Annotated in this window: 21 protein-coding genes; 5 read left to right on the top strand and 16 right to left on the bottom strand. The window is 57.6% G+C overall.

What is annotated here, in order from left to right; genetic code table 11:
- Positions 1 to 53: 53 nt before the first annotated feature.
- From ACR0KC_RS12645 to ACR0KC_RS12635, 3 genes are all read right to left on the bottom strand, one after another.
- On the bottom strand, positions 54 to 1,733 hold the full coding sequence (locus ACR0KC_RS12645) for a peptidoglycan -binding protein (RefSeq protein WP_480706890.1): 1,680 nt from the start codon (positions 1,731 to 1,733) through the stop codon (positions 54 to 56).
- A 3-nt stretch (positions 1,734 to 1,736) separates the two neighbouring features.
- Positions 1,737 to 2,915, bottom strand: coding sequence for a biopolymer transporter ExbB (locus ACR0KC_RS12640; RefSeq protein WP_170801998.1), 1,179 nt, complete (start codon positions 2,913 to 2,915; stop codon positions 1,737 to 1,739).
- A 68-nt stretch (positions 2,916 to 2,983) separates the two neighbouring features.
- The gene (locus tag ACR0KC_RS12635) at positions 2,984 to 3,514 is read right to left on the bottom strand and encodes a gamma-glutamylcyclotransferase (protein WP_480771926.1); all 531 of its coding nucleotides are present in this window, start codon (positions 3,512 to 3,514) and stop codon (positions 2,984 to 2,986) included.
- A gap of 67 nt (positions 3,515 to 3,581) precedes the next feature.
- On the opposite strand from ACR0KC_RS12635, the gene ACR0KC_RS12630 reads away from it, so the two are divergent.
- Entirely contained in the window at positions 3,582 to 4,583 is a 1,002-nt protein-coding gene (locus tag ACR0KC_RS12630) for a DUF2125 domain-containing protein (protein ID WP_170636083.1), read from the top strand.
- Here the strand turns inward: ACR0KC_RS12630 and ACR0KC_RS12625 are convergent.
- From ACR0KC_RS12625 to ACR0KC_RS12610, 4 genes are all read right to left on the bottom strand, one after another.
- Positions 4,580 to 5,401, bottom strand: a complete 822-nt coding sequence (locus ACR0KC_RS12625) for an extensin-like domain-containing protein (protein ID WP_480706893.1) — start codon at positions 5,399 to 5,401, stop codon at positions 4,580 to 4,582. The two genes, ACR0KC_RS12630 and ACR0KC_RS12625, sit on opposite strands and share 4 nt — an antisense overlap.
- Positions 5,398 to 6,318 carry a prephenate/arogenate dehydrogenase family protein gene (locus ACR0KC_RS12620; RefSeq protein ID WP_170420534.1) on the bottom strand — a complete coding sequence of 307 codons (921 nt, stop codon included), beginning with the start codon at positions 6,316 to 6,318 and terminating at the stop codon, positions 5,398 to 5,400. The genes ACR0KC_RS12625 and ACR0KC_RS12620 overlap by 4 nt, the downstream gene beginning before the upstream one ends.
- Complete coding sequence (hisC, locus tag ACR0KC_RS12615) at positions 6,315 to 7,400, bottom strand: histidinol-phosphate transaminase (protein ID WP_480706894.1); 1,086 nt, start codon at positions 7,398 to 7,400, stop codon at positions 6,315 to 6,317. The genes ACR0KC_RS12620 and hisC overlap by 4 nt, the downstream gene beginning before the upstream one ends.
- A gap of 64 nt (positions 7,401 to 7,464) precedes the next feature.
- The gene (locus ACR0KC_RS12610) at positions 7,465 to 8,880 is read right to left on the bottom strand and encodes an aminotransferase class V-fold PLP-dependent enzyme (protein ID WP_480771925.1); all 1,416 of its coding nucleotides are present in this window, start codon (positions 8,878 to 8,880) and stop codon (positions 7,465 to 7,467) included.
- 103 nt (positions 8,881 to 8,983) lie between these two features.
- Here ACR0KC_RS12610 and ACR0KC_RS12605 point away from each other — a divergent pair, with 103 nt between their 5' ends.
- On the top strand, positions 8,984 to 9,445 hold the full coding sequence (locus ACR0KC_RS12605) for an Lrp/AsnC family transcriptional regulator (RefSeq protein WP_170401903.1): 462 nt from the start codon (positions 8,984 to 8,986) through the stop codon (positions 9,443 to 9,445).
- Between the two features lie 123 nt (positions 9,446 to 9,568).
- Here the strand turns inward: ACR0KC_RS12605 and rpsD are convergent, their stop codons facing one another.
- The 3 genes from rpsD to ACR0KC_RS12590 form a co-directional block, all read right to left on the bottom strand.
- Complete coding sequence (gene rpsD / locus ACR0KC_RS12600; protein ID WP_170392466.1) at positions 9,569 to 10,189, bottom strand: 30S ribosomal protein S4; 621 nt, start codon at positions 10,187 to 10,189, stop codon at positions 9,569 to 9,571.
- Between the two features lie 212 nt (positions 10,190 to 10,401).
- Positions 10,402 to 10,716, bottom strand: a complete 315-nt coding sequence (locus tag ACR0KC_RS12595; protein WP_170392467.1) for a hypothetical protein — start codon at positions 10,714 to 10,716, stop codon at positions 10,402 to 10,404.
- Between the two features lie 426 nt (positions 10,717 to 11,142).
- Complete coding sequence (locus ACR0KC_RS12590) at positions 11,143 to 13,425, bottom strand: adenosylcobalamin-dependent ribonucleoside-diphosphate reductase (RefSeq protein WP_480771924.1); 2,283 nt, start codon at positions 13,423 to 13,425, stop codon at positions 11,143 to 11,145.
- Between the two features lie 129 nt (positions 13,426 to 13,554).
- On the opposite strand from ACR0KC_RS12590, the gene ACR0KC_RS12585 reads away from it, so the two are divergent.
- Complete coding sequence (locus tag ACR0KC_RS12585; protein ID WP_170392480.1) at positions 13,555 to 13,986, top strand: DUF1489 family protein; 432 nt, start codon at positions 13,555 to 13,557, stop codon at positions 13,984 to 13,986.
- Here ACR0KC_RS12585 and hisG read toward each other — a convergent pair.
- From hisG to hisS, 3 genes are read right to left on the bottom strand one after another with little or no spacing between them, the layout of a single operon-like run.
- Positions 13,983 to 14,672 (bottom strand): ATP phosphoribosyltransferase, encoded by a 690-nt coding sequence (gene hisG / locus ACR0KC_RS12580; protein ID WP_170401909.1) that lies wholly within the window; start codon positions 14,670 to 14,672, stop codon positions 13,983 to 13,985. The two genes, ACR0KC_RS12585 and hisG, sit on opposite strands and share 4 nt — an antisense overlap.
- Positions 14,669 to 15,757 (bottom strand): ATP phosphoribosyltransferase regulatory subunit, encoded by a 1,089-nt coding sequence (locus ACR0KC_RS12575; protein ID WP_480706896.1) that lies wholly within the window; start codon positions 15,755 to 15,757, stop codon positions 14,669 to 14,671. Before ACR0KC_RS12575 ends, hisG begins: the two co-directional genes overlap by 4 nt.
- A 3-nt stretch (positions 15,758 to 15,760) precedes the next feature.
- On the bottom strand, positions 15,761 to 17,260 hold the full coding sequence (gene hisS, locus ACR0KC_RS12570) for a histidine--tRNA ligase (protein WP_480706897.1): 1,500 nt from the start codon (positions 17,258 to 17,260) through the stop codon (positions 15,761 to 15,763).
- A gap of 125 nt (positions 17,261 to 17,385) precedes the next feature.
- Here hisS and ACR0KC_RS12565 point away from each other — a divergent pair, with 125 nt between their 5' ends.
- Both ACR0KC_RS12565 and ACR0KC_RS12560 read left to right on the top strand, forming a co-directional pair.
- A complete protein-coding gene (locus ACR0KC_RS12565; RefSeq protein WP_170392484.1) occupies positions 17,386 to 17,580 on the top strand; it encodes a SlyX family protein in 195 nt (64 codons plus the stop codon).
- A 10-nt stretch (positions 17,581 to 17,590) separates the two neighbouring features.
- Entirely contained in the window at positions 17,591 to 18,280 is a 690-nt protein-coding gene (locus ACR0KC_RS12560) for an imm11 family protein (RefSeq protein WP_480706898.1), read from the top strand.
- 23 nt (positions 18,281 to 18,303) lie between these two features.
- Here ACR0KC_RS12560 and ACR0KC_RS12555 read toward each other — a convergent pair whose 3' ends face one another.
- The 3 genes from ACR0KC_RS12555 to dnaE form a co-directional block, all read right to left on the bottom strand.
- Complete coding sequence (locus tag ACR0KC_RS12555) at positions 18,304 to 18,675, bottom strand: YmgD family protein (protein ID WP_170594403.1); 372 nt, start codon at positions 18,673 to 18,675, stop codon at positions 18,304 to 18,306.
- Positions 18,676 to 18,677: 2 nt separating this feature from the next.
- Positions 18,678 to 18,890 carry a YMGG-like glycine zipper-containing protein gene (locus ACR0KC_RS12550; RefSeq protein ID WP_170392486.1) on the bottom strand — a complete coding sequence of 71 codons (213 nt, stop codon included), beginning with the start codon at positions 18,888 to 18,890 and terminating at the stop codon, positions 18,678 to 18,680.
- 86 nt (positions 18,891 to 18,976) lie between these two features.
- Entirely contained in the window at positions 18,977 to 22,477 is a 3,501-nt protein-coding gene (gene dnaE, locus ACR0KC_RS12545; RefSeq protein ID WP_480771923.1) for a DNA polymerase III subunit alpha, read from the bottom strand.
- Positions 22,478 to 22,605: the final 128 nt, after the last annotated feature.

Here is a 22,605-nt window from a genome sequence, read left to right as displayed (position 1 = left end):
TCGGTGGGCGTTTTTCTTGTTTGGCAGGTGATCCAAGGTGGTTCGAACCAGCCTTACCGCTCTGTCAGCTTCAACTCGATCCGACGGTTTTGCGCGCGCGCCTCGGGTGTGTCGGCGGGATTAACGGGTTGGAATTCTCCGAACCCGTTTGCGGCCAAACGATCAGGTGGAATGCCGAGCGCGTCAACCATGTAGCGCACCACAGAAAGGGCACGGCCCTGGCTGAGCTCCCAGTTGTCGCGATATCGTCCGCTGCCTGCAAGTGGCACATTGTCGGTGTGACCATCGACACGGATGACCCAGTTCAACCCTTCGGGTATTTCTGCGGCAACGCCTCGCAGGATATTGGCAACTTTGGCAACCTCCTGACGACCTTCCGCAGACAGGTTTGCGGACCCGGTGGCAAACAACACCTCAGACGAGAACACGAAACGGTCACCTTCGATGCGCACGCCATCCTGATCACCCAGCACATCGCGCAGCCGCCCGAAGAATTCCGAGCGATAGCGCTGCAAATCCTCGGCCTGTGCGGCTAGTTCCTGATTTTGGCCCGCCAGTTTCTCGGCCTCGGCTTCCAGCCGAATACGTTCAGCCTCTTCCAGCAGTCGGCGACGGCGTTCTTCCGAGGCTGCGCGCGCTAGAGCGGCATTCAGATCCTGGCCCAGCGTCTGTATCTGGATCTCGGCGGCGGTATTACGTTCTTCGTAATCGTCTAACAAAGCCTGCAGCGATCCCAACTGGCTGCGCAGGGCTGCCATCTGCTGATTAAGCAGCGCGGTCTGACGTTGCGCTTCGGTCGAGATTTCCTGTTCCGATGCAAGCGCCTCTCGGGCGAGCGCCAGCAGCGCCGCGCGCTCCTCGGCCAGCGACCTTTGTTCAGCTTCATTTGCTTGTGCTTGGGTTTGGGCATCCAGCGCCGCCTGCAGTTGTTCCCTCAGTTCTTCGGCATTGATCTCACCGAACTGACGCTCAAGCTCTGCCTTGGCAGCCTGTGCCGCAGCTAGCAAAGTCAGGGTATCCTCGGCTTCCTTTCGCTGCGCTTCCAGCGCCAAGGTCATCGCTGTCAGTTCAGCATCTGCATTCTGCAATCGATCACGCAACGCCTCAGCAGCGGCGGCTTCGGCCAGACGCGCGGCCTCTTCCTCGGTCAGTTGCTGTTCTAGCTCGGATATCTGAGCTGCCTGTGCAATTTCGCTGGTTTCTAGTTCGGCGACGAGAGCTTCAAGTGCTTCGCGTCGAGCCGCGGCAAGGCGGGCGGCTTCGGCCTGTGCGTCGATTTCTTGTCTGCTTTGAGCAAGTGCCAAATTCAAGGCATCTTGATCATTTAGCAACTCATCGCGTTGCGTTTCTAGCGCGGCGATATCCCCCTGCGCACGCGCCTGATCAGCCAGCAAAGCCGCGACCTGTGCTTCAAAGTCGGTTATGCGGGTTTGTGCCTGCTCCAGATCGTCTTCGACCTGATTAAGCGTTGCATTCAAGTTTCCAAGACGCGCTTGAAGACGGCTGTTTTCCCGCTCTTCCAGCCCCAGCGCCCCGGCCAGCGCAGCGATTTCGTCGGACAGCGCCGTCAGTTCATCCTCTTGCCCCGAAATGGTTTCGCGGAGCACAAATTGCACGACCATGAAGATGGTCAGCACAAAGGTCAGCACCATCAACAATCCCGTCATCGCATCCACGAAGCCGGGCCAGACAGAGCCCGAAAATCGTTGACCTGTGCGGCGGGACAGCGCCATGGGTTACTCTCCTTCCGGGGGGGTACGTACGGCGCCCCGTGGCAAAGTCAACGCTTTGACCAGTAGCTCAAAATCCTTGCGCAGTTCGTTCATGCTGTCCTGACGACCAGCGGAGATTTCTTCGAGTATACGCAGCAACTGAACATCCATCGACCGCAGGCGCATGCGGCTTTCCGCATCGATCCCCTCGCCCGCGCCGTGATCGCGCATGTGATCCAGCAAAGCGTCCTGCCCCAGCGCCACACGTTCAAGCGCAGCCGTAACACCTTCGGTCTGGGCCTGACGCTGGTTCATTTCCCCGATGACATCGACCAATTGCCCCAGCTTGGCTGATACGTCCGTCCGATCAGCCTCTTGCGCCGAGAACATGTCCTGCAGTGCATCCATTTGTTCAGACATGGCGTCCAGTACTGGGGTCAGCACGGCCAGTTCCGCGCCGCCCTCATCGCCCGCAGCAAAGCCAACGCGGGTGATTGAGGACAACCATTCTTCCAATTCGCGATAGAACCGGTTCTGGCCATGGCCCGCGAATAGTTCCAGCAAACCGACGATCAAGGATCCGGCCAGACCCAGCAATGACGACCCAAAAGCAACGCCCATGCCCTGCAGCTGCGCTTCCAATCCTGTCATCAGACGGTTGAAGACGGCCAGACCTTCTTCACCTTCCTGCGGGTTCAGGCTGCGGATCGTATCAACGATGGCGGGGACAGTGGTGGCCAAACCAAAAAATGTCCCCAGTAGGCCAAGGTAGATCAGCACGTTGGTGATGTAGCGGGTGATCTCGCGCTCTTCTTCGACCCGTTCGGCGACGGAATCGAGGATCGATCGGGTAGAGCTAGAGCTGATCTGAGACCGCGCCCCGCGTTCCCTCAACAACGACGCCAGTGGGGCAAGCAGTTGCGGCGGGCGCACATCGTCACGTTCGACCCCTCCGGCAAAGGCTTCGATCCAACGAACCGATCCGATCAGCTGTGTGACTTGCAGAAAACAGGCAGCGACACCGATGACAAAAACCAGCAAAATGAACCCGTTAAGATACAGATTGGCCTGAATAACCGGCAGCACATATGGCAACGCCATGAACACGCCAAGTCCTGACAGCCCTATTGCGATCAGCATCATCAAAATCTGACGGATCGGTTGTGAGAAATGTGGTCTCACGCCCTGTTGTGCCTGCGCCATGCGCGTGGCTCCTGGTATTGTCTGCTCTGGGCTGAACCTATCGAAGTTCGCCCCGTGAAGCCAAGAGTTTATGCGCTGATTGTCCGCACCCGTTGCGACAACCACTCAAGATCAGGGTCGTGCAATCCGATCTCGGTCAAGTGCGAGGCAGTATTGTAGAGATATTCGGTATTTGGCCCACGTCCGCCAACCGCGTGGGCGATGATCTGAGCCTGCTCTTCCAATGGAAGACCGCCGCAATACTGAACGTGGTGAGTATCGATGACGTAAGTCACTGCCTTTACGATCTGCCCGCAGTCCAGTTGCACGTCCAGCATCCGCTCCAGATAGGCTGACGAGATCAGCTCACGCTCACGCAATTCAGCCAAAGTGCGCTCTTCGTGACCCGCCTCGACAGAAAGCGCCAATCCAGCGCAATGCGCGTCTGGCTGTTCGTCCAGCGCCAATACCAAACCGGGGTCTTCTTCCGTGCCGCGATGGTGGATAGAGCGCATGCAAAACGACCGCGCATATCCGTGCAATTTAGCGCGTTCGCTGCGTGCCACCGGAAAGCCCGGGTTCCACAGCAGCGATCCATATCCGAATACCCACATCGTCATTGCACTGGTCCTTGCCCGTTTGGCCCTATAAACATCAAATCCGAGGCAGGAAAAAGGGCCATTCATCATGCGCCGTCTGATACGCGTTTTCGTATTTATCGCCCTCGCGTGGAGCGCCTACTGGTTTGTCGCCGGTTATGGTCTGCGAAACGCCCTGACCGGTTGGTTTGACCGGCAGCAAGAACTGGGCTGGCAGGCCGAATTCTCGGACGTGTCGACGGCAGGATATCCATTTCAGCACATCACACGCCTCAATAATCCCGCTTTGGCCGATCCGGTCAACGGAACGGCGTGGAGTGCGGACTGGGTCGAGTTCCAAAGCCCAGCAATCTGGCCCGGCCGCCAGATGCTGCGCTTTGCCAGTACGCCGCAGCGCCTTTCCTATTTCGACCAGACCACGACCGTTCAGGCCGAAGCGCTACAAGCCGAATTGCAGCTCCAACCCGGTGTCGCGCTGGTGCTCGAGAAAATGGCGCTGAACTCAAAGCGCTGGCTGCTGACAACCGAAGGTGATCCGCAAGCCGGAGGCCAGTCGCTGAGCCTTGTGATGGAGCAATCTGGAGCGCCCGAAAGCTATGGGATTACTGCGAAGATCGACGGATTTACCCCCGGCGATGATCTGAGACGCCTGATGCGTTCAGCATCGACCCTGCCGCAATCGTTCGAAACGCTGGAAATGGATATGTTTGTCACTTTCGACAAACCGTGGGACCGCACCGCACTTGAGCAGCGTCGCCCCCAACCCGTTGCGATTGATCTGCGTTTGGCAGAAATGAAATGGGGTGAGCTGCGTCTGTTCGCCACCGGCGAACTGGAAGTTGACGAACAGGGCATTCCAACGGGTGAAATTGCGATGAAAGCCGAAAACTGGCGCGACATGATCGCGATGGCAAACGCCGCAGGTGCGCTGCCGGATCAGGCAGTCGATCCTGTGACCCGTGCATTGGGCTTCATGGCTGGACTGGGTGGCAACCCAAATGCGCTGGATTTACAGCTGAATTTCAGAGATGGGTTCGTCGCCTTGGGTCCGTTGCCCCTTGGTCCTGCCCCGAGACTGGTACTGCGTTAACGGCAATAGGTGCCGCTGCGGTAGCGCGCGGTGTCTAGGTGGAAATGATCCCGATGGTAGCGATCAGAGTTTGGTCCGAGAACCGTGCCAAATGGCCCACACGCGCCGCGCCATACCTTGGTCAGTTGCTTCTTGGACGGATTTTTGCGCCAGCCATTCAGAACCGTCACCACCTCACCATCGGCCATCTTGAAGCCCGAAATGTCGATGGCGCGCCCTTTACCATGCTCAGAAATCCGCGCCCCTTTACGGTTGTTACGTGTTCTGCAGGCGTAATGCGCGGCGACCTGTAGCTCGACCACCGGACCTCGGCGTTTGAACGTGGGCTTTACAGTTTTGTCGACCCAATTATTCAGCGCCTGTGCAGTGCCGCAATCCATCGTCGCTGGGCGGCTCAGCCCGACCCCCGATACTGAGGTGATTTGCACTGCATCCTTAATCCCGCAGGCTTTGATCTTGCCCTTCACACGTCCAACCGGCTTACCCTGAATATCGATATCGCCACAGACTGAACCCTTACGCAGCTTGCGTTTCTTAAGAAAGACGCGTTGTTCCAATTCTTCCGGGCGCACAAACGGGCGGATCGAATTCTCGGGCCCGAGCAATGGTAATTCAGCGGGACGGGCTGCAGCGGCCGTTACCTGCGGCGAAGCGGGCCGTAGCACAGGCCGGATGTTGGGGGTGAGGATTGCCACCATCGCTTGGGTGGTTTCCGGGCGCGTCAACGGCACAATAGAAGTTTCAGGCGCCGCCGCATTTGCAGTCGTTGCCGCCAAAGCAACGCAGAAAATCAAATGGCTGCAACCGATCTTTCTCATGTCGATGTTTTTCCCCGCCCGAAATCTGGCGCATCCGTATCCTGGCCCGCATCAATGATGCCGCGGCGGATCGCCCGTGTGCGCGTAAAGTAGTCGAACAATTGCTCTCCGTCACCTGTTCGGATGGCCCGCTGTAGCGCAAAGAGCTCTTCCGTGAACCGGCCCAGAATCTCCAGCGTTGCGTCTTTGTTGGTCAGAAACACATCACGCCACATCGTCGGGTCCGAAGCCGCGATGCGGGTGAAATCGCGGAAACCAGCTGCCGAATACTTGATGACTTCGGTGTCTGTAACCCGCCGGAGATCATCCGCAACACCCACCATCGTATAGGCAATCAGGTGAGGTGCGTGCGAGGTGACCGCCAGCACCAAATCATGATGCGCGGCGTCCATTTCATCGACATTCGATCCCAGACCCTCCCACAAAGCCCGCAGGCGAGCGATCGCATCCGGATCGGAGTCTTCGACCGGCACCAACAGGCACCAACGGTTGTCGAACAGTTCGGCGAAACCCGAATCAGGCCCGGAATGCTCGGTCCCAGCCAGTGGGTGCGCCGGAATGAAATGAACGCCATCAGGTATGTGTGGTGAGACGGCGTCAATCACGTGACGCTTTACCGACCCCACGTCTGAAACGGTGGCACCGGATTTCAGAACCGGTGCAATCTGCTGCGCCACAGGTCCCATTGCGCCAACCGGAACACACAGAACCACCAGATCAGCACCCTCGACCGCCTCTTCCGCGGTCTCGCAAACCCGGTCACAAAGGCCGATCTGGCGCGCCGTCTCGCGGGTTGCCTCGGATCGCGCATAACCCGTCACTTCGCCCGCAAGCCCAGCCCGTTTGATCGCCCAGAACATGGACGATGCAATCAGGCCCAACCCGATCAGCGCAACACGGTCGTAAATCTGGCTCATACAGCGCCCCCTTTGAACGCAGTAATCGCTGCAACCACGCGACCGCAGGCGATTTCGTCGCCTACGGTGATCCGCAGCGCGTTTGGCAGGTTGTAGCCCGCGACCCGCCGCACGATCAAACCCTGCGTTTTCAAATAGTCATCGCAGGCTTCCGCCTCGGCCCTGTCAGCAAAACGGGCGAGGATGAAATTCGTGCATGACACATCGGATGAAACGCCGACCTTCGCCAGTTCATCAGACAACCAAATCCGGAGGCGTGCATTTTCAGACAGGCAGAACCGCAGATATTCCTCATCCCGCACGGCGGCCTCAGCCGCCGCAAGAGCCGTCAGCGACAGGTTGAACGGCTGACGAACGCGGTTCAGCACATCAATAATCTCTTTCGCCGCATAGCCCCAGCCAACGCGCATCCCACCTAGACCGTACACTTTCGAAAACGTCCGGGTCATGATGACATTGCTAAACCGGTCCACCAGCCCTGCGCCTCCATCGAAACCATCGACAAATTCGGCATAGGCACCATCCAGCACCATCAGGCAATCGGCTGGCAATGCATCCGCCAACCTCTGCAATTCGGCGTCAGAGATCATGGTTGAAGTAGGATTTCCCGGATTGGTCACAAAGACAATCCGTGTCTGCCCAGTGACCGCGGCAAGGATGCTATCTACGTCTACACGGCGATCTCTCTCGGGCACCATGACCGGGGTCGCGCCAGCCATTCGCGCGATGATCGGATACATGGAGAATCCATGCTCGGTATATATCACCTCATCACCCGGACCAGCATAGGCCTGCGCCACGAACTGCAACACTTCATCACTGCCGACACCGCAGATGATCCGATTGGAATCCAGTCCGTGCCGTTCAGAAATTGCGGCGCGCAGGCTGGAATGATCGGTGCTGGGATAACGATGCAGCGAAACGGCACTTTCGCGCACCGCTTCGATCGCCTTGGGACTTGGCCCAAACGGGTTTTCGTTGGAACTCAGCTTGATGACATCCGCAACACCGTCAACATGCGACTGTCCGCCCTGATACAGCGCGATGTCCATTATGCCGGGTTGAGGTGTGATCTGGTTCATGAGGGGCTCCACTAGCTTGGCCCCTCATACCTTTCTCAACGGGTTGAGAAAAGCGGCAATTATCTTACGCCGCTTTGAAGCGCGCCGTCGCCGGATCGGCATTGTAGAATGGGACGAATTCCTCGGTCCGGCGCGACAGCTCGTTAACGCTGTCGATAATGAACTGAACGGTCTCTTCGCTCATGAGGTAAGAGAAATTCAACCGCACCCAACCCGGTTTCTTCATTTCCTCACCCTCCGACAGGGCCGCATGCAATTCTTCCGACGTTGCCCGATCAATGCCCAGCAAACGATGCGCATAGGGTCCGGCACAGGCACAGCCGCCACGTGCCTGGATGCCGTAGATATCGCTGAGCATCCGGGTAAACAGCTGCTGATGCACCGGCTGCCCATTCCGATCACACACGAGGAACGAGAATATCGGCAGGCGGTGTGCATTCTCGGCACCTAGCAATGTCAGATGTGGGTTGTCGGACCACCCGTCCAACGCCATGCGGTTACACTGCGCCTCACGCTGTGCGATTTCATCCGTTCCGACCGCATCCTTGACAATGAAGGCCAGGGCCGCACGAATGTCTCCGATCACATTTGGTGTACCCGCCTCTTCCCGTGTCGCGAGATCGGCGCTGTAGTCGTGCCGCCAAGGCGAGACAAAGCTGACAGTCCCACCTCCGGGCCAACTCGGACACGTCCGCTTCACAACGCATTGGTTAACGACCAGAACACCCGACGCCCCCGGCCCACCCGGAAACTTATGCGGAGAGACAACGATCGCGTCCTTCCGCGCATCTTCCGGCCCCATGTCCATTGGCAAATAAGGTCCACCACCCGCATAGTCCCATACCGCAAGCGCACCATGCTCTTTCAGCATCCGCGTCACTGGATCAGAGTCGGTGATGATGCCGGTGACGTTTGACGCCGCTGAGAATGACCCAATCACAAGATCGGAATCTGCGTGTTCGATCAGCACTGCCTTTAGCGCCTGCATATCGGGACCACCGTCAACGGCTTCTGGAATCTCGATCACCCGCGCCTTGCTTTCACGCCACGGCAGAATGTTCGAATGATGCTCATACGGACCGATCAAAACGACCGGCTGATTAGCCTCTTGCACTCCCAGCAGACTAACCAGCCGGTTAAGACCCGCTGTAGCGCCAGACCCGGTAAAGATCACCGCGTCCTCTTCCTTGGCGCCAACTATGCGGGCGATCTCGGCCCGCGCCTCGCGGCGCAAACGGGTTATATAGGAACCGCAATAGGAGGCTTCGGTGTGGCTGTTGGCATAGAACGGCAACACATGCTCGGCCACGAAATTTTCGACCTGTCGCAACGCGCGACCCGAGGCAACGTAGTCCGCATACACAAGCGGCACGTCCCCATGCAGACCCGGGATGAGTACCCCCTCACCGATCAGCCCATCACGCAGAGTATTTCCGTGAGCAGCAGATTGAATTTCTGCGCGAAAGTTGGACAAGGTCATAACACAGGCTCCATATTGCTAACTCCAATATGATTGATCCATCCTGTGGAAACCTCACAATTTTATGCTTTATATGCCCTAGTTTTGTGTCATATGAGTCTATATGGAGAAAAAATTAGATCAAATTGACACGCGTCTTCTGAAGGAACTGCAAAAAGACGCAACACTTTCCCAGCGAGAATTGGCAGATAGGGTCGGCCTGTCCCAAAATGCCTGCTGGCGAAGAATAAAGGCCTTGAACGACACAGGTGTCCTGCAAGGTTCTACGGCGCGCATCGCGCGTGAAAAGCTTGGGCTGAATCTGGTGGTTTTCGTCATGCTACGCACGCGCCACCACTCTGCCCAATGGTTGCAGGCCTTTCGCAGTCATGTCCTGACCATTCCTGAAGTGGTCGATTTCCATCGCATTGGCGGCGACTATGACTATCAACTCAAGGTCGTTACAGAAGATATGGCCTCTTACGACAAAGTCTATCAACGCCTCATCGATAAGATCGAACTGGACAGCGTCACCTCCTATTTCGCAATGGAGGCCATTGCCGAAAGTCGCCCGCTTCCTATCTGATCCGCCTCTTCATCTGGCCAAATATATCTCGGGGGAGTCGCGCAGCGACTGGGGCAGAGCCCCATCAAAACAAAAAAGACCGCGCTGAAAGCGCGGCCCTTAAACTCAACAGGTCGGCGAAGATTAGTTCTTCGCGTAGAATTCGACGACCAGGTTCGGTTCCATCATAACCGGGTAAGGCACATCGCTCAGGCCCGGTGCACGCACGAAAGTCGCGGTCATTTTCGAGTGGTCGGCGTCGATGTAGTCAGGCACATCACGCTCGGCCAAGCCGACAGCTTCCAGGACAACGGCCAACTGCTTGGACTTGTCACGCACTTCGATAACGTCGCCTTCTTTGACGCGGTAGGACGGGATGTTGACCCGCTTGCCGTTCACTTTAACGTGGCCGTGGTTCACGAACTGACGTGCGGCGAACACGGTCGGAACAAACTTGGCGCGGTAAACAACGGCGTCCAGACGGCGTTCCAGCAGACCGATCAGATTTTCACCGGTGTCACCTTTGACACGCTCAGCTTCTGCATAGATGCGGCGGAACTGCTTCTCGGTCAGGTCGCCGTAGTAGCCTTTCAGCTTCTGCTTGGCACGCAGCTGCAGACCGAAGTCAGACAGTTTGCCCTTGCGGCGCTGGCCGTGCTGGCCGGGGCCGTATTCACGACGGTTAACCGGGGATTTCGGACGACCCCAGATGTTTTCGCCCATCCGGCGGTCGATTTTGTACTTGGCAGACGTGCGTTTGGTCACGGCTGATCTCCTTCTTTGGATCGAGGCCCCGATGGGCCACTATGAAGGGCGTTGTCCTCTTGAGGTTTCCCCCATGACAGGCATCCCCTCGCGGGGGCCACCAACACCAATGAAGCCGCGCTTATATCCCTGCTTCGGCCAGAGTCAACACGCCAGAGCAAGCAAAGGGTAGGATTTCTGCTTAGAGTTGGAATCTTTCTGAGAAGTATCCGTTATTCAGCGGCCCAACCGGCAGTATTTGATAGACTTACCGGCACTGAACTTGCATTTGCACGAGCCGCCGGGAACACGACAACCTTGTCGTCATAACCGCTGTCAATCTCAACAGGTTCAATATGCGAAGCTGCCGAACTGACCCAGAAATCTTGATCAGGCTCAGGGTATCCATCCTCAAACACAAGCACCAGAGACGCTTCGTTCACCTCACGCACCAGCTCGGCAACGAAAGTCTGAGCCCCGTTTGACAACTCGATCTTGGCACTTTCGTTGATCTCGCCGGGGTTGGCGAAACTGGCTCCGGCCGCCAATATAGATCCAAGACCGGTGGAGCCTGTGTGCAGCGCAACTTGGTCTGCACTTGCGGCGAGTTGGACCCCTCGCCCCCTCCAGGACCAAGAACTGCCAACGCACAAGTGGGCCAAAGGCGCCGCCTCAAGCCCGTCAACTTCCGTCTGTGTCCAAAATATTGCTATTCGACCGTTATAACCGGTTCTCATCTGTCCGCCCGCACTTTTACTCATCCCACAAGTAACTGTGCTTATGTATCAACGAAAAAATGGGCGGAAAAGAGACCGAAATGCAGCAATCACGAAAATGTTGCTAAAGAACAGCCTCATATTGATACTTTTCGTCGAATGTTGGTGAACGTCTGGCGCACCGCGCTAAGTTCGCTTCGATCCGAAGTCCGCGAAGATAGCCGACTTTGATTGATTGCAGATAGCTTTTACGCCAAATCAGCCACACTTAGAATAACCGCAGCTGCGGCAGGTCATGCAGCCTTCGATCATCACCATGTCGAACTGACCACAGGATGGGCAAGCCTTGCCACGCGGGGCGTCCATGTTGACCACCTGCGCCTGAGGATCGGACTTCAGGCCCATGCCTTCGCCCTCAAGGAAGCCGATATTGACCATGTGTTGCTCGATCACGCCGCCAATCGCGGCCAGAATGGACGGAATGTATTTGCCTTTGACCCAGGCCCCGCCGCGCGGGTCGAACACAGCTTTCAGTTCCTCGACCACAAAGGACACATCGCCACCGCGTCGGAACACGGCCGATATCATCCGGGTCAAAGCCAGCGTCCAAGCATAATGCTCCATATTCTTCGAGTTAATGAACACCTCGAAGGGGCGACGGCGTCCGCCAATGACGATATCGTTGATTGTCAGATAAATTGCGTGCTCGCTGTCCGGCCATTTCAGCTTGTAAGTCGACCCTTCAAGCGATTGTGGGCGATCAAGCGGTTCGGACATATAAACGACCTCGCCCCCGTCAACCTCATGCGGGGCATCCGCGCTTTCACCTGGCGCTTTGTCGTCGCTTTCCGATACGCTCAGAACCGAGCCGGTCACATCGTTTGGCCTATAGGTCGTGCAGCCTTTGCACCCCTGATCCCAGGCCTGCATATAGACGTCTTTGAAGGCGTCAAAGCTGATATCTTCGGGACAGTTGATCGTCTTCGATATCGAACTATCGATCCACTTTTGAGCCGCCGCCTGCATTTTTACGTGATGGGACGGGCTTAGTGTTTGCGCATTCACGAAATACTCGGGCAATTCGGCGTCGCCAAACTTGTCGCGCCACATCTGCACCGCATAGTCCACAACCTCTTCTTCGGTGCGCGAACCGTCCTTTTGCAGCACCTTGCGCGTGTAGGCATAGGCAAAAACCGGCTCGATCCCCGAAGATACGTTGCCCGCATACAGCGAAATCGTACCCGTCGGCGCGATCGAGGTCAGTAGCGCGTTGCGGATGCCGTGTTCGCGGATTGCGTCGCGCACATCGTCATCCATCTGTTGCATGGTGCCGCTGGCCAGATATTTCTCGGCGTCAAACAGTGGGAAAGCGCCCTTTTCCCTCGCCAAATCGACCGACGCCAGATACGCGGCGCGCGCGATTGCGTGCAACCAGCGCTCGGTCTGACGCGCCGCCTCGTCCGAGCCGTAGCGCAGACCCAACATCAACAGCGCATCGGCCAGACCAGTCACGCCCAGCCCGATGCGGCGCTTGTCTTGCGCCTCGGCTTCTTGTTCGGCCAGCGGGAATTTCGACGCGTCCACCACGTTGTCCATCATGCGAACGGCGGTGGCCACCAGCTCTTGCAAGGCCTCCTCGTCCAGATGCGCGGCATCCTCGAACGGCTCGGCAACCAACCGTGCCAGATTGATCGAACCCAGCAGACAGGCACCATAAGGCGGTAGAGGTTGTTCTCCGCACGGGTTGGTCGCCGAGATCGTCTCGACGTAATTCAGATTGTTCGCCTGATTGATCCGGTCGATAAAGATTACGCCCGGCTCGGCATAATCATAGGTGGCCTGCATGATCTTGTTCCAAAGATCGCGCGCCTGAACGGTGTGATAGACCTTTCCGTCAAATACCAGATCCCACGGTCCATCGGCCTTGACGGCCTCCATGAATGGATCGGTGACCAGAACCGACATGTTGAACATGCGCAAACGCGCCGGGTCGGATTTCGCGGTGATGAACTGTTCGATATCCGGATGGTCGCAGCGCATGGTCGCCATCATCGCACCACGACGCGAGCCTGCAGACATGATCGTGCGGCACATGGCGTCCCAGACGTCCATAAAGCTTAGCGGGCCCGAGGCATCTGCCGCAACCCCTTTCACATCTGCCCCACGCGGACGGATCGTCGAGAAATCATAACCGATCCCCCCGCCCTGCTGCATGGTCAGCGCGGCCTCTTTCAGCATGTCGAAGATACCGCCCATGCTGTCGGGGATCGTCCCCATCACAAAGCAGTTGAACAGGGTTACCTGTCGCGCGGTGCCCGCCCCGGCGGTGATGCGGCCAGCAGGAAGGTATTTGAAATCCTCTAGCGCCTCATAGAATTTTTCTTCCCAATGCGCCGGGTCTTCTTCCACACGCGCCAGATCACGAGCTATGCGCCGCCAGCTGTCCTCGACTGTCTGATCGATGGGCGTACCATCCGCCTGTTTAAAGCGGTATTTCATATCCCAGATCTGCTCGGCGATGGGGGCGGCAAAGCGGCTCATTGGTGATTCCCTGTGCTGAAAGAGGCATTCAGATTAGCCCAGATCACATCTAAACCACAACACCTTGATGACAAGCGCATGAGGGCTACAATATAGGGATCACCCTTGGGACGACTCTGTGGGAAAGCTGTGGATAAGTACGTAAACCTCATCAAACTTTCGGTTGGGTCAGAAAGCGTCGACACGCTGATGGCGTGGCAAGACAGCCGCAAACCACTCTATGAGGACGGATACCCGCGCCACGTCACCCGAATGTGGCCCAAGCGCGACGCTGAAATTCTGAATGGCGGGTCGATCTATTGGGTGATCAAAGGTGTGGTCCAGTGCCGCCAGCGCATCCTGCGGCTGGATGAAGTCCGTGGTGAGGATGGCATCCGCCGCTGCGCCATCGTCCTGGACCCCGAAGTACACAGAACGCAGAACGCTCTGAAGCGTCCATTTCAGGGCTGGCGGTATCTCAAGCCTGAGGACACCCCTGCCGACTTGCCTAAAAATCGCGAGCAGGACGATGCCCTGCCCGACGATCTGAACCGCGCATTAGCGGAAATTGGGGTGCTTTAGGCCAACCTGTCCAGCAGCTCATTCAAAGCCGTCTTTTCAGCCGCATCGTATTTGGCCACGCGGCTGCGCCACAGCGTGGCCTGCGATTGCAGGATCAACCCATCCGACAGGATTTTCAGGTGGTTCGCCCGCAGTGTTTCCCCGGTCGAGGTGATATCGGCAATCGCCTCGGCTGTCTCATTCACCACCGTCCCCTCGGTTGCGCCCTGGCTGTCGACCAGCGTGTAATCGGCCACTCCCGCTTCGGTCAGGAATTCGCGGACCAGACGGTGGTACTTGGTAGCGATCCGCAGCCGATGGCCATGCGCCCTGCGAAAACCTGCCGCCGCTGCATCCAAATCATCCAGAGTGTCCACGTCGACCCAGCAGGCTGGGGTTGCGATGATAAGGTCCGCCTTGCCGAACCCCAAAGGTGCAACCTCTTCCACCTGCTGCTCCCAGCGCGGCAGCTTTTCATGCACAAGATCGATGCCGGTCACGCCCAAATGAATGCGTCCCGCCGCCAGCTCGCGCGGAATCTCTCCTGCAGACAATAGGATCAGCGAGACGCCACCAATCCCATCAACCTTGCCCGCGTATTCCCGGTCTGATCCGCTGCGCGACAGTGTAATGCCGCGCTTTTCAAACCATGCGAAGGTCTTGTCCATCAACCGGCCCTTCGAAGGCACACCGAGTTTCAGGCTCATTGTGCAGCCTCCTCGATTTCGAGCATCAGGTCCGGGCGGATCACGCCGCCAATTGCCGGAATCTCGGCTCCACCACCCAATTGCCTGGTCAGCGCATCATAGCGCCCACCGGTCGCGACCGGTGGCAGATCAGGGCGGCCTTCGGCGTAAAAGCCGAATACAAACCCGTCGTAGTACTCCATCGAGGTCCTGCCATAAGACGCCTCAAAATCCAGTGTATTCACATCCACGCCACGCGCCTGCAGGGCTGCGATACGAGCTTCCAAACGATCCAAAGCAGATGTGATCTGTGGCAGATCAACCGCAATGTCACGCAGTTGTTCCAGCGCGAAAGGCATGGTTTCGCGCACATTAAGCAGCGTCTCCAAACCGGCCAGTTCATTGTCCGAGATCGGCGGCGCAGCGCGGTCTTCGCGCAGGGCTTCAATCCGGTCGAGGATTTCCGGCGCGCGGCGTTTACCGATCATGGGCACGTCAATCGCCAATGGGTCGACCGCGTCAAGCAAAGCATCGCGCCCCTCGAGACTTGCTTTGCGTCCGGCATATCGGTCCAGCAAAACGCGGAACCGGCGAGGCCGCCAGAGATGCCGCATCAGTGCAGCCTTACGACGGCTAGTGGTCTTGAGACCCTCAACAGCAGCGATCAGAATACCGATATCACCTGTCGCTGCCCGCAAGGGCAGCCCGCGCAATTGCAGGGCAAATAACGAAAACACCTCGGCATCGGCTCCGGCGGGGTCTTCGCGATCAAATACTTCGTAGCCGACTTGGATATACTCATTAGCACGATCCGGATCGTGTTCCTGACGGCGGAACACTTCGCCGGAATAGGTGTATCTTGCTGGTTCAGCCCCATCGGACATGTGCATCTGTACCACCGGCAGGGTGAAATCTGGGCGCAGCATCTGCTCACCCCGCAGCGCGTCCGAGGTTACGTAAGCACGGGCGCGGATGTCTTCTCCATAGAGGTCCAGCAGCGTCCCGGCTGGCTGCAGCAGAGGCGTATCAACCACCTGCGCGCCCGCCGCCTCGAACCGGACACGCATCATGGCGGCGCGGGCCTGTATTTGGGAACGGTTCGGCATGGGTCAGTCCTGATTGTCCAGAATCTCGCGCACCTTAGCGACCAGATCGCCGCGGGGCACTTCGAACTGGCTGGGCCGTTCTTTCCATTCCTCAAGCGTGGCGCTTTCGGCAATCTTGGCGCCAAGGATCAGGTCCTTGATCTGTACGATCCCATTTGCCTTTTCGTCACCGCCTTCGATCACCGCAATTGGAGAGTTCCGCTTGTCCGCATATTTCAGTTGGTTGCCAAAGTTCTTGGGGTTGCCCAAGTAGACCTCGGCCCGGATTCCGGCATTGCGCAGTTCCGCCACCATCGCCTGGTAGTCCGCCATGCGATCGCGGTCCATCACGGTCACAACCACTGGGCCGGTGGCCTGCGCCGCGATCCGCCCCTTTTCGCGCAAAGCGGCCAGCAATCGGTCAACACCGATGGAGATGCCGGTCGCAGGTACTTCCTGTCCGGTAAACCGCTTGACCAGATCATCATAGCGACCACCACCCGAGACCGACCCGAATTGCCGCTTGCGGCCCTTCTCGTCGTATATTTCGAAGGTCAGTTCGGCCTCATAGACCGGCCCGGTGTAATAGCCGAGGCCACGCACGACCGAAGGATCAATCTCGATCCGGTCCGAACCATACCCGCCTGCATCCAGTAGCGCACCAATCTGCTCCAACTCAGCGATCCCGTCCGCACCGATCTTGCTGTCACCCACAGCGGCGCGCAGGTTGGCCAGCGTTCCGGCGATATCTGCAGCTTTAGAAGTCAGGAAGGCAATCACCGGCTCGGCCTGATCACCGCTAAGACCAACACCATCGATAAAAGCGCCAGAGGCATCCAGACGGCCTTTGGTCAAAAGCTCACGCACACCAGCCGCGCCCACCTTGTCGAACTTGTCGATCGTGCGCAGAACATTATCTCGGGCGGCGGCGTCTTCACCCAAACCCATCGCTTCGAGCACGCCATTCAGAACCTTGCGGTTGTTGACGCGCACCAGGTAATCGCCGCGCGGGATGCCGACGGTTTCCAGCGTGTCCGATAGCATTGCGCAAATCTCGGCATCCGCAGCCATCGAAGCCGTGCCGACCGTATCCGCATCACACTGATAAAACTGGCGATACCGCCCCGGCCCCGGCTTCTCGTTCCGCCAGACCGGACCCATCGCATAGCGGCGATAAGGCGTCGGCAGATCGTTGCGGTGCTGCGCATAGACACGGGCCAAAGGCGCAGTCAGGTCATAGCGCAGGGCCATCCAGTCGCCCCCGGAACCTTTTGAGCCGCCTTCGTCAAACTCCTGCCATGCGAACACGCCCTCGTTCGGGCGGTCCACGTCGGGCAGGAACTTGCCCAACGCCTCAACCGTTTCAACCGCGCTGCTTTCCAAGGCATCGAACCCGTAACGATGATACACACCCGCAATCGTCCGCAGCATCTCGGTGCGCTGCGTGACTTCCTCGCCGAAATAGTCACGGAACCCTTTCGGCGTTACGGCCTTGGGGCGGGGCTGTTTCTTGGGCTTGGCCATGTGGGGCGTCCTTGGGATTTAGTGTTCCGCGCGCGGTCTATCCCATGGCCCGCATCGGAGCAAGGCGGGGTTTCTCTGGCCAGGGCGTCACAGGGTCGCTATGAGACGCCTATAAGGAGAGCCCCATGCAGCATCTGGAAGAGCAGATCGCCCATCTGACCCGCACGGTCGAAGAGCTGAACTCGGTCGTCACAAACCAACAGAACGAGATCGACCGCCTGACCCGCCGCGTCGAGATGTTGCTGCAGCGAGAAGCAGAACGCGCGCAGGAAGGTTCAGGCGGAGTTGTGTTCGGAGACGAACGCCCGCCGCATTACTGAGGGCAAGCTGATGGCGAGTGAGGACAGCAACGCGCAATGCGTGTGGATTGCCACGACGGTGAACAACATCAACGTCATCTCAGCGGTAATCCGAAAGGAATACACCCCTCAATGGCGTGAAAGGCAGTCGCCCGAGGATGTTGAGTGGTCCAAGCGAATGGTTCAGGAATCTGACTTGGGCTGGAAACGCGGTGAGCTGCTGACCAAAGAGCAAATTGGTAGTCTGTGGTACTACAACTCAAAAGCCGAATACTACACTGCGCCGTTTATCAGCGGCGGTGGCTATCCTCTGGTTTCAGAAGCGGCCAAATCCGTTCTGGAACAGTTCGATCTGGGAGGCACGGTATTTCATCCGCTGACGTTGATGGATTCGACTGAAAACCACCTGACCACGTCCGAGCGGTATTATTTTCTGAACGTGTGCAACAAGCGATCCATGGGCAACTACGATGTTTTGGGGCCAGAGGGCGATATCCGTTCACCGCTGGACAACATCGGCAAGGGAATCTGCTACCTTCCTAGAAGCAATCAGGAATCTAAACTGGTAGTCATACCTGAAGCGCTTGGTGTACCGGACATCTGGCTGGACCCGAAAGTTCCGAACCTTCTCTTTTTGTCCGACCGTCTCGTCTCAGGCCTGAAAGACGCCCAAATGGACAGAGGCTGGGGCCTTGTGCGTTGTCCAGTGGGCAGGCTTTAGCGCTCGCAAGACCAAGCGCTCGCTTACAACCCCAGCGTCGACTTCACTGCATTGTCGACCACCCCGCCCAGAAGGGCGTTCTTATCTGCGGCACAACCTTCAGACAGCGCGGCGATGAAGGCTTCGCGCAGTTGGGCCTTTTCCTCGTCAGAGGCTGCATGATCCTCGATATTAATCTGGCGGTTGTAGAGTGACAGGGCCGTCATCTTTCCTACGACTTCGACAACAAAGGCTTCGTCCCCGTCGGCCTCTTCGGCAATCGAGGCGCATGTATAGTGCATCATAGGCAGGACGTCTTGCACCATCTGCTCAGCAGCCTCATCCGCGAAAGCAAACGTCGGAAGAACAAACAGCATGGCGCAGAAGGAAGATTTGATGGGATTTTTCAACATCATGATCACTTCCAGTTATGTCCGATAATCGCACCGGCCACCCCACCGACCGCAGCCCCTTTACCATCCCCTACCAGCGCGCCAACGCCCGCGCCGACCAAGGCCCCGGTAAGAGTGTTTTTCTTCTTTTTGTCGTCTGCATGTACCGCAGTGGCCAATGCCAGTGAACATGCCGCAGCGAGTGTAAATATCCTGAAAACATTGCCTGAACTTGCCATTTCGGTACCCTCCTGTGAAATGACCTTTGAGGATGTTCACCCAGCCTAGCGGGGTCCATCGCGTGTGGCAACATTACGGTTCGGGATCAGATTTCTTCGATCTCCGATATCCCCTCGAGCGACTTCAGCGCGCCTTTGATTTCTGGGTTGATCGGAAATTCCCGGCCCAGATCCATCTCGACCTCGCCTGGCAGTCCGGGATCGAACAGACAAACATAAACAGGTCCCTTGGCCACCCTTTTAGCTGAAGCCTCTGCGCCTTCCAGTACCGTGGCCATGTTCGGCAAAACCTTCGAATCCTCGACAAACACACGCAAACCCGTTGCACCCGCATCGGCCACAACTGTATCAACCGGACCAACGGAACGGCCCAGCAGTTTCAGCTGATCGGCCTCCATGGTCGCTTCGGCCGTCAGTACCACCTGTGCGCCGGTTTCCAGTAACTCTCGGGATTTCTCCAGTGTTTCCGAGAATAACGTGACCTCGAATGCTCCGGTGGGGTCAGAGAGCTGGGCAAAAGCGAACCGATTGCCGCGCGCTGATTTCCTTTCTTGCCGTCCGGCAACGACACCTGCCATCTTGGCAATAAATGGGCCAGAGCGCGCCTTTTCAGTCACCTGATCCAGTGTCAGTACCTGTTTGCGCTTCAGGGCCGGCATATAGTCATCCAGCGGATGGCCGGACAGGTAGAATCCGATGGCCTTGAATTCCTCGCTCAGGCGTTCGGCAGGTAGCCAATCAGGCGAAGGGGACAGACGCGGTTCGGGCAGGTCATCGCCTGCCTCGCCAAACAGGGAAACTTGGTTGGAATTCTTCTGCTCGTGAATCGCCGCCGAATACTGAACCAACGGATCAAGGCTTTCAAACACGCGGCGACGATTTTTATCGAGCTCGTCAAAGGCACCGGCGCGCGCCAGCATCTCAAGCGGGCGTTTGCCGACCTTCTTCAGGTCAACACGGCGGGCGAAGTCGAACAGGTTTACGAAAGGCTTTTCGCCACGCCCCTCAACCACAAGATTCATTGCCTCGACGCCTACGTTCTTGAGCGCGCCCAGCGCATAGACCAAATGCTCATCGGCCACATCAAAGGTCGCTTGGGATCGATTTACGCACGGCGGAACATAGGGCAGCTGCAGCCCCTTGCGGACTTCCTCAAAATAGATCGCGAGCTTGTCGGTCAGATGGATATCGCAGTTCATGACACCTGCCATGAACTCGACCGGGTGGTTCGCCTTTAGCCAGCCGGTTTGATAGCTGACCACCGCATAGGCGGCGGCGTGGGATTTGTTGAAGCCATAGTTGGCGAACTTGTCCAGCAGGTTCCAGACTTCGGTCGCCTTGGCCTCATCCACATTGTTTTCGGCAGCACCTTTGAGGAACTTGGGCCGCTCTGCATCCATCGCCTCCTGAATTTTCTTACCCATCGCGCGGCGCAGCAAGTCCGCGCCCCCAAGGCTGTAACCCGCCATTTCCTGCGCGATCTGCATCACCTGTTCCTGATAGACGATGATGCCCTGCGTCTCATCCAAGATATGGTCGATGGACGGGTGCAGCGTGTCGCGTTCGCTAAGCTTGTTCTTGACCTCGCAGAACTTGGGGATGTTCTCCATTGGGCCGGGTCGATAAAGCGCGACGAGGGCGATGATGTCCTCGATACAATCCGGCTTCATCCGCTTGAGCGCATCCATCATGCCAGAGGATTCAACCTGGAACACCGCCACCGTCTTGGCCGCCGAATAGAGTTTGTACGTCGCCTCGTCATCCAGCGGGATGGCGTTGATCTGATTTATTGCCCCTTCGGCGGGTTCATAGAGTTCCGTGCCATCTGGAGCTATGTGAAGGTCACGCCCTGACTTAAAGATCAAATCCATTGCGTTCTGGATCACGGTCAGTGTTTTCAGACCCAGAAAATCGAACTTTACAAGGCCGGCCTGTTCAACCCATTTCATGTTGAATTGGGTCGCAGGCATGTCCGAACGCGGGTCCTGGTATATTGGAACCAGTGCATCCAGCGGCCGATCTCCGATCACCACGCCGGCAGCGTGTGTCGAGGCGTTGCGCAGCAGCCCCTCGACTTGCTGGCCATATGTGAGCAGACGGTCCACGACCTCTTCATTGCGTGCCTCTTCCCGCAGGCGCGGCTCATCCTTCAGCGCCTTTTCGATGGAAACGGGTTTGACGCCTTCGACCGGGATCATCTTGGACAGGCGATCAACCTGCCCGTATGGCATCTGCAATACACGCCCAATATCGCGCACAGCCGCCTTCGACAGCAAGGCACCGAAGGTGATGATCTGCCCCACTTTGTCGCGCCCGTATTTCTGCTGCACGTAGCGGATAACCTCTTCGCGGCGATCCATGCAGAAGTCGATATCGAAGTCGGGCATAGAAACCCGCTCGGGGTTCAGAAACCGTTCAAACAGGAGCGAATACCGCAGCGGATCAAGGTCGGTAATTGTCAGCGCATAAGCCACCAGTGATCCCGCACCCGAGCCTCGCCCCGGACCCACCGGAATGTCATGATCCTTAGCCCACTGGATAAAGTCGGCAACGATCAGGAAATAGCCGGGGAAGCCCATCCCTTCGATGATGCCAAGTTCGAAATCCAGTCGTTCCTGATATTCTTCAGGTGTCACGGCGTGCGGGATCACGGCCAGACGTTTTTGCAGACCCTCGTTGGCGATGCGACGCAGCTCGGCGACCTCATCATCTGCAAACTTCGGCAGGATCGGGTCGCGGCGATAGGCCATGAAGGCGCAGCGTTGCGCGATTTCAACCGTATTCTCGACGGCTTCGGGCAGATCGGCGAACAGCGTCACCATCTCCTGCTGCGACTTGAAATAGTGCTGCGCGGTCAGACGTCGGCGACCGTCCTGCTGGTCGACATAAGCCCCCTCGGCGATACAGATCAGCGCGTCGTGGGCCTCGTACATGTCCGAAGTCGGAAAATAGACGTCATTGGTGGCCACCAGCGGCAGGTTCTTGTCATACGCCATCTCGACATGACCGCGCTCGGTCAAGCGCTCGGCCTCAGGTTGACCTCCTTCGCCAGGGTGACGCTGCAACTCAACATAAAGGCGATCCGGGAAAATCGCGGACAAACGATCCACCAAAGCCTCGGCAGCAGGGCGCTGACCTTGCTGTAACAGCAACCCTACGGGCCCGTCTGGACCGCCGGTTAAGCAGATCAAATCATCTGATCGTTCCGCCAATTCGTCCAAAGTGACCTGCGGCAACTGCCCGCTTTTGTCTACATACAGGCAGGAACTGAGCTTCATCAGATTCTCATATCCCACCTCGGATTGTGCCAGCAGCACCAGCGGCGCGGGTGCTTTGGGCTTTTCTCCCGGCTGCGCCTGAACGTAACTGAGATCGACCTGACAGCCCATGATCGGTTGCACACCCGCCCCGCTGGCGGTGACCGAAAACTCTAAGGCCGAGAACATTGAATTGGTATCCGTGACCGCGACGGCGGGCATCTCCATCTTCTGGCACAGCTCCGGCAGCTTCTTCAGCCGCACGGCACCTTCCAGCAACGAATATTCAGTGTGAACGCGGAGGTGAATGAATCGGGGGGAACTGCTCATACAGGCTAAGCTATCTCAGCCAGCGACGTTGCAAAAGCGGGAACCGGCACCATCGAATGCCGAAAAAATCATCGGTGATTATTCGGCTTTTTCAGAAGGTGCTTCGGGCGCAGGAACGCACACCTTCC

It is taken from the genome of Ruegeria sp. CF3, assembly GCF_056537365.1.
Note: the sequence above shows the minus strand (reverse complement) of the source record. Positions and strands in the feature narration are given on the sequence as shown.